This is a genomic window from Methylibium sp. T29 (genome assembly GCF_000576205.1).
Taxonomy (GTDB): Bacteria; Pseudomonadota; Gammaproteobacteria; order Burkholderiales; family Burkholderiaceae_C; genus Methylibium; species Methylibium petroleiphilum.
The window spans coordinates 1-6,707 of sequence record NZ_AZND01000185.1; the positions used below are offsets into that span (position 1 = coordinate 1).

Genomic DNA, 6,707 nt, shown 5'->3' on the forward strand with positions numbered 1-6,707 from the left:
CCGGCGCCGGTGCCCGTGCTGCCGCACCCCTCGCTCGCCATGAGCGTCGCACCCCGGCCCTTCTGAGCGACGGGCGTCGCTGCGACAGGTGTGTCTCGCACCGATGCGCCGGTGCGACACCGGCCCGCCGTGCGCCGCGGCGGGCCGCCCGCGAGGCCGAGATTGTGGCGACGCCACCACGAACACGCACCTCTCGCCCGGGGCTGTTGTCGCGCCGGCCATGGGCATGGCGATTGCACCTTCAGCCCGCCTGCGAACAGACAGGTGCGGCCCGCGTCCCGCGGGTCGACGAACGAGTGCATCCACCCCAAGGAGACAAACCACATGAATGCATTGAACGCGATCTCGCTCAGCGTCGGCCTCTGGGTCGGCATCTGGTGCTTCGCCACGCTCGGCTACCTGGAGCCCAAGGTGATGACCTGGATCACCTTCCTGACCTGGGCCTCGTTCTACGCCGCCGGCGGCGGCAAGGCCGGGCTCGTGAAGGCGATCGCCAGCGCCTTCGCCGGCACGCTGATCTCGGCGGCGATCGTCTGGCTCAACGGCCAGCTCGGCGGCGGGGTGCAGGGCGTGGGCCTGGTGATCTTCAGCCTGCTGCTCGCGGTGCTGGGCTGGGCGCTGTGCCAGCTGTCGAAGGTGGACCTGTTCAGTTTCATCCCCGGTGCCTTCATTGGCGCGGCGTCGTTCTTCGGTGCCGGCGCGCCGCTCGACGGCAAGCTGGGCTGGGTGCTGGTGTCCATCGTGTGCGGCGCCGTGATGGGGCTGATCTCGGAGCGCGTGGGCCAGGCGATGACCGCCAAGGCGCCGGCCTGAACCACGCCGGCATCGCACGATGACGACCCGCAGCGGCGGCACGACGGCACGCCGGCCGCTGCGGATTCCCGGCCCCCCTGGAGAACGCCCGTGACGCGCCTGACCCTCAAGGGCTCCCCCGTCTACACCGAAGGCCACCTGCCGGTGGTCGGCCACGAGGCGCCCCGGTTCACGCTGACCGGCAAGGACCTGGTCGACGTCGGCCTCGAGCAGTTCGGCATGCAGCGCAAGCTGCTCAACATCGTGCCCAGCCTGGAGATGCCGACCTGCGCGGCGTCGCTGCGCCGCTTCAACGACCACGCGCGCCAGACCCCCGGCAGCGTGGTGCTGTCGATCTCGCACGACCTGCCGTTCGCCGCGCAGAGCCGCATCGACGCGGCGCAGCTCGACCGCGTGGTCGCGCTGTCGCTGTTCCGCAGCCCACATTTCGCGCGCGCCTACGGGGTCGACATCGTCAGCGGCCCGCTCAAGGGCCTGACCGCGCGCGCGGTGCTGGTCCTCGACGGCCACAACCGCGTGCTGCACGCGCAGCTGGTGCGCGAGATCACCGACGAACCCGATTACGCGCTGGCCGCCGCCGCGCTGACCCGCAGCGCCTGAGCGCGACCGATGCGCCGGCGCGACGGCTGTCGCATCGGGCCTGTCACACCTGTCTCGCTGCGACGCCGGAACGCCGCTGCGGCGTCTTCCGTGAATCGCACGGCCGCGGCGCAAAGCCAGCATCGGCGCGGCCTGCAGCCCGATCCGCAACCGTGATCCCGGCATGGCACGCGGCTTGCGCTGAAGGCCGCATCACGAAATCAGGAGACTTCCGAATGTCCGCTCCCGGAGCGACCCCGGCGCCTTGCATCGGCATCATCGCGAACCCGGTGTCGGCGCGCGACATCCGCCGCATCATCGCGAACGCCGGCAACCTGCAGATCACCGATCGCGTGAGCATCGTGATGCGGGTGATGAGCGCCGCCGGGGCGATGGGCGTGAAGAAGGTTTTGATGATGCCGGACAACGGCGGCATCCGCGCCATGCTGACGCGCAATCTCAAGCGCGAGCACGACATGCACCACGCCTTCCCCGCGCTCGAGTTCCTGGACATGGAACCCACGACCACGGTGAACGACACCTTCACCGCGGCGCGCCTGATGCGCGCGGCCGGCGTGCGGGCGATCGTCGTGCTCGGCGGCGACGGCACGCACCGCGCGGTGGTGCGCGAATGCCGGGACGTCCCGATCGCCGGGCTGTCCACCGGCACCAACAACGCCTTCCCCGAGATGCGCGAGTCCACCATCACCGGCATCGCGGTCGGCCTCTATGCCTCGGGCCAGTTGAGCGACGCACAGGCGCTGATGCCGAACAAGCTGCTCGAGGTGTCGATCAACGACGGCGAGCGGCGCGACATCGCGCTGGTCGACGCGGTGATCTCCACCGACCGCTACATCGGCGCGCGCGCGGTCTGGAAGACCGAGAGCCTGGCCGCCGCCTACCTGACGTTCGCCGAGCCGCAGGCGATCGGCCTGTCGGCCATCGGCGGGCTGCTGCAGCCGGTCGGCCGGCGCGACCCGGGCGGCCTGGCCATCCAGCTCAGCGAAGACCCCGCGACCCGCAGGCTCCAGCTGCTGGCGCCGATCGCGCCGGGCATGGTGCGCCCGGTCGGCATCGCGCATTGGGAAGCCATGCCGGCCGGCCAGCCCTTCACCGTGGCGCTCGACGCCGGCGTGGTGGCGCTCGACGGCGAGCGCGAGCTGACCTTCGACGCCGGCGAGCGCGTGGAGATCACGCTGCGCGAGAACGCTTTCCCCACGGTGGACGTGGCCCGTTGCATGCAGCTCGCTGCGAGCGAAGGCCTGTTCCGCCTCATGACCCACCCAGCCTAGATAGGAGACAACACCATGGCAGGCAAGAACCCGTTCCCTCTGAGCAAGGAAGCGCTGCTGAATTGCTATCGCTCGATGCGCACGATCCGTGATTTCGAGGAACGACTGCACGTGGACTTCGGCCGCGGCGACATCCCCGGCTTCGTGCACCTGTACGCCGGTGAAGAGGCAGGCGGCGTGGGCATCATGAGCCACCTGGGCGACGGTGACCGCATCGCCTCCACGCACCGCGGCCACGGCCACTGCATCGCCAAGGGCGTGGACGTCGTCGCGATGATGAAGGAGATCTACGGCAAGAAGGGTGGCTGCGGCAACGGCAAGGGCGGCTCGATGCACATCGCCGACCTGTCCAAGGGCATGATGGGCGCCAACGGCATCCTCGGCGCCGGCGCACCGCTGATCTGCGGCGCGGCGCTGGCCGCCAAGTTCCGCAAGAAGAACGAGGTCGGCATCTGCTTCGTCGGTGACGGCGCCTCCAACCAGGGCACCTTCCTCGAGAGCCTGAACCTGGCCGCGGTGTGGACCCTGCCGGTGATCTTCGTCGTCGAGAACAACGGCTACGCCGAATCGACCTCGCGCGATTACGGCACCGCGGTGGACAGCTACGTCGACCGCGCCTCCGGCTTCGGCATGCCCGGCATCACGGTGGACGGCACCGACTTCTTCGCGGTCTACGAGGCCGCCGGCGAAGTGATCAAGCGCGCCCGTGAAGGCGGCGGCCCCTCGCTGCTCGAAGTGAAGATGGTCCGCTTCTACGGCCACTTCGAGGGCGACGCGCAGACCTACCGCGCCCCGGGCGAGCTCGACGACATCCGCACCAACCAGGACTGCCTGCTGAAGTTCAAGGCGCATGTCACGAAGGCCGGCGTGATCAGCGCTGCGGAACTCGAGGCGATCGACAAGGAAGTGGCCGCACTGATCGAAGACGCGGTGAAACAGGCCAAGGCCGCCCCGCTGCCCACCGCCGCCGACCTGCTGACCGACGTGTACGTGTCCTACTGAAGCGCGCGCACACCACAAGACACCCGAACAGACCCAGGAGACATTTCATGGCCAGAAAAATCAGCATGAAGCAGGCGATCAACGAGGCGCTTGATCAGGAAATGACGCGCGACCCGTCGGTGATCGTGCTCGGCGAGGACATCGTCGGCGGCGCCGGCGGCCAGGGCGAGATGGACGCGTGGGGCGGCGTGCTCGGCGTGACCAAGGGCCTGTACGCCAAGCACGGCGACCGCCTGATGGACACGCCGCTGTCCGAGAGCGCCTACGTCGGCGCGGCCGTCGGTGCGGCCGCCTGCGGCATGCGTCCGGTCGCCGAACTGATGTTCATCGACTTCATGGGCGTGTGCTTCGACCAGATCTTCAACCAGGCCGCCAAGTTCCGCTACATGTTCGGCGGCAAGGCCGAGACGCCGGTCGTGATCCGTGCGATGGTCGGCGCCGGCTTCCGCGCCGCCGCCCAGCACAGCCAGATGCTGACGCCGCTGTTCACCCACATCCCCGGCCTGAAGGTGGTGTGCCCGAGCACGCCGTACGACACCAAGGGCATGCTGATCCAGGCGATCCGCGACAACGACCCGGTGATCTTCTGCGAGCACAAGAACCTCTACGGCTTCGAGGGCGAGGTGCCCGAGGCCTCGTACGCGATCCCGTTCGGCGAGGCGAACGTGGTGCGTGAAGGCAAGCACGCCACCATCGTGACCTACGGTCTGATGGTGCACCGCTCGCTCGACGCCGCCGCCACGCTGGCCAAGGAAGGTGTCGAGGTCGAGATCGTCGACCTGCGCTCGCTGTCGCCGATCGACATGGACACGGTGCTGGACAGCGTCACGAAGACCGGCCGCCTGATCTGCGTCGACGAGGCCAGCCCGCGCTGCAACATCGGTACCGACGTGTCGGCCCAGGTCGCGATGCAGGCCTTCGGCGCGCTCAAGGCCCAGATCGAACTGGTGTCGCCGCCGCACGTGCCGGTGCCCTTCTCCCCGACCCTCGAGGATCTCTACATTCCGTCGGCCGCGCAGGTCGCCGACGCGGTGCGCCGCACCATGAAAGGAAAGCACTGATGTCCGGCATCACTCCCATCGTCATGCCCAAGTGGGGCCTGTCGATGTCCGAAGGCACCGTCGTCGCCTGGCTGGTCGACGTGGGTGACGAGATCGAGGTGGGCACGCCCATCCTCGACGTGGAAACCGACAAGATCGCCAACGCGGTCGAGGCGCCGGACCCCGGCGTGCTGCGCCGCAAGGTGGCCAGCGACGGCGAACTGCTGCCGGTGAAGGCGCTGCTCGGCGTGATGGGCGGCAGCGACGTCAGCGATGCCGACATCGACGCTACATCGCGTCCTACGTGATGCCCGCGGCCGACGAGGACGACGAAGCCAGCGCCGGCCCGGCCTACCTGTACGCCGATGTCGACGGCACCCGCATCCGCTACGCCCGCAAGGGTGCGGAAGACGGCACCCCGGTGCTGTTCATCCACGGCTACGGCGGCGACCTGGACAACTGGCTGTTCAACATCGACGCCGTCGGCGAGAAGAGCCCGGTGATCGCGCTCGACCTGCCGGGTCACGGCCAGTCGGACGCCAAGCTGCCGGGCGCGAGCCTCGAGGCGCTGGCGGACTTCGTGGCGCGCTTCATGGCCGTGATCGACGTGGCGCAGGCGCACGTGGTCGGCCACTCGATGGGCGGCGCGATCGCCTCCCAGCTGGCGTTGTCGCACCCGAAGCGCGTGGCCTCGCTGAGCCTGATCGCCAGCGCCGGCCTCGGCCCGGACATCAACAACGGCTACACCGAGGGCTTCGCCAACGCCGCATCGCGCCGTGACCTGAAGCCGGTGCTGGAGCAGTTGTTCAAGGACCCGGGGCTGGTGAGCCGCCAGATGGTCGACGATGTGCTGAAGTACAAGCGCCTCGACGGCGTGAGCGAGGTGCTGGCCACGCTGGGTCGCGGTCTGTTCGCGGCCGGGCGCCAGGCTTCGCAGCCCGGTCTGCAGCTCGAGTCGACCGGCAAGCCGGTGCTCGTGGTCTGGGGTCGCGACGACCAGGTGGTGCCGGCGGCCCATGCCGGCAACGCCCCAGCCGGCGCGACGGTGGAGGTGTTCGACGACGCCGGCCACATGGTCCAGATGGAACGGGCCAACGACGTCAACCGGCTGCTCAAGCAGCATGTGGGCGGCTGAGTCGCACCACGCCGCACCGATGGTCGAACCGTCGGTACGGCGCCAGTTCACCCTGCTCGACGGCGCGCCCGCCGACAGCGATGGCGTGGCCATCGAGCAGGCGCTGCTGCAGCGCGCGGCCGAAGGCGTGGCCGTGGCGCACGTGTGGGAGGCCACGCCCGGCTTCGTGGTGCCGGCCTCCTACAGGCGCTTCGAGCGCTTCGAGGCCGCCTGTGCCATTTTCGCGGCGCAGGGTCTGCCGGTGCAGGTGCGTTGCTCGGGCGGCGGACTGGTCCCGCAGGGGCCGGGCATGGTGAACCTCAGCCTGGCGTGGCGTACCCACGCCGCCATGGGTTCGGCTGCCGATGCGGTGTACACGGCACTGTGCCGCCTGTTGCAGGCGAGTGCAGCCACCTTCGGCATCCTCGCGACGCCGCAGGCGGTGTCGGGTTCGTTCTGCGATGGCCGCTACAACCTCGCGGTGAACGGTCGCAAGGTCGCCGGCACCGCGCAGTACTGGCGGCGCGCCAGCGCGTCCGAGCAGATCGTGCTCGCCCACGCCTGCCTGCTGGTCGACGCCGATCTGGACACGCTGACCCGCCATGCGAATGCCTTCGAGGCCGAGATCCGCAGCGACCGCGTCTACCGCAGCGACGCCATCACCAACCTCGCCCGCGGCTCCGGCGGCCCGGTGCCGGCCGGCGGCACGCGCCGCCGCATCACGCCGCCGCACGTCGTGAGGCTGCTGCAACAGGGCGCCAGCTCCAGCACAGTGCTGTGCTGACACGGAGCCTGTCATGACTTACGACCCGCTCGCCAAGCAGAAGGCGCAGGCCAAGACGGCGCGCATCCCGATCAAGGTGGTAG

6 protein-coding genes and 1 pseudogene are annotated in these 6,707 nt (G+C 69.5%); all 7 read left to right on the forward strand.

Translation table 11 applies throughout. The features are described from left to right. Positions 1 to 324: 324 nt before the first annotated feature. The 7 genes and pseudogenes from x551_RS16740 to x551_RS16770 all read left to right on the forward strand — a co-directional run bounded on the left by x551_RS16740 (position 325) and on the right by x551_RS16770 (position 6,624). On the forward strand, positions 325 to 813 hold the full coding sequence (locus tag x551_RS16740; protein ID WP_011829204.1) for a DUF1097 domain-containing protein: 489 nt from the start codon (positions 325 to 327) through the stop codon (positions 811 to 813). 90 nt (positions 814 to 903) lie between these two features. After that, positions 904 to 1,413 (forward strand): thiol peroxidase, encoded by a 510-nt coding sequence (gene tpx / locus x551_RS16745; RefSeq protein ID WP_036235263.1) that lies wholly within the window; start codon positions 904 to 906, stop codon positions 1,411 to 1,413. 215 nt (positions 1,414 to 1,628) lie between these two features. Beyond that, positions 1,629 to 2,684 (forward strand): NAD(+)/NADH kinase, encoded by a 1,056-nt coding sequence (locus x551_RS16750; RefSeq protein WP_036235264.1) that lies wholly within the window; start codon positions 1,629 to 1,631, stop codon positions 2,682 to 2,684. A gap of 15 nt (positions 2,685 to 2,699) precedes the next feature. Then, positions 2,700 to 3,686: a thiamine pyrophosphate-dependent dehydrogenase E1 component subunit alpha gene (locus tag x551_RS16755; protein WP_011829201.1), complete on the forward strand. Its 987-nt coding sequence runs from the start codon at positions 2,700 to 2,702 to the stop codon at positions 3,684 to 3,686. 47 nt (positions 3,687 to 3,733) lie between these two features. Further along, a complete protein-coding gene (locus x551_RS16760; protein ID WP_011829200.1) occupies positions 3,734 to 4,747 on the forward strand; it encodes an alpha-ketoacid dehydrogenase subunit beta in 1,014 nt (337 codons plus the stop codon). Continuing rightward, positions 4,747 to 5,861: pseudogene (locus x551_RS16765) on the forward strand (acetoin dehydrogenase dihydrolipoyllysine-residue acetyltransferase subunit). The gene x551_RS16760 and the pseudogene x551_RS16765 overlap by 1 nt, the downstream one beginning before the upstream one ends. Continuing rightward, the gene (locus tag x551_RS16770) at positions 5,848 to 6,624 is read left to right on the forward strand and encodes a lipoate--protein ligase A (protein WP_011829198.1); all 777 of its coding nucleotides are present in this window, start codon (positions 5,848 to 5,850) and stop codon (positions 6,622 to 6,624) included. The pseudogene x551_RS16765 and the gene x551_RS16770 overlap by 14 nt, the downstream one beginning before the upstream one ends. Positions 6,625 to 6,707: the final 83 nt, after the last annotated feature.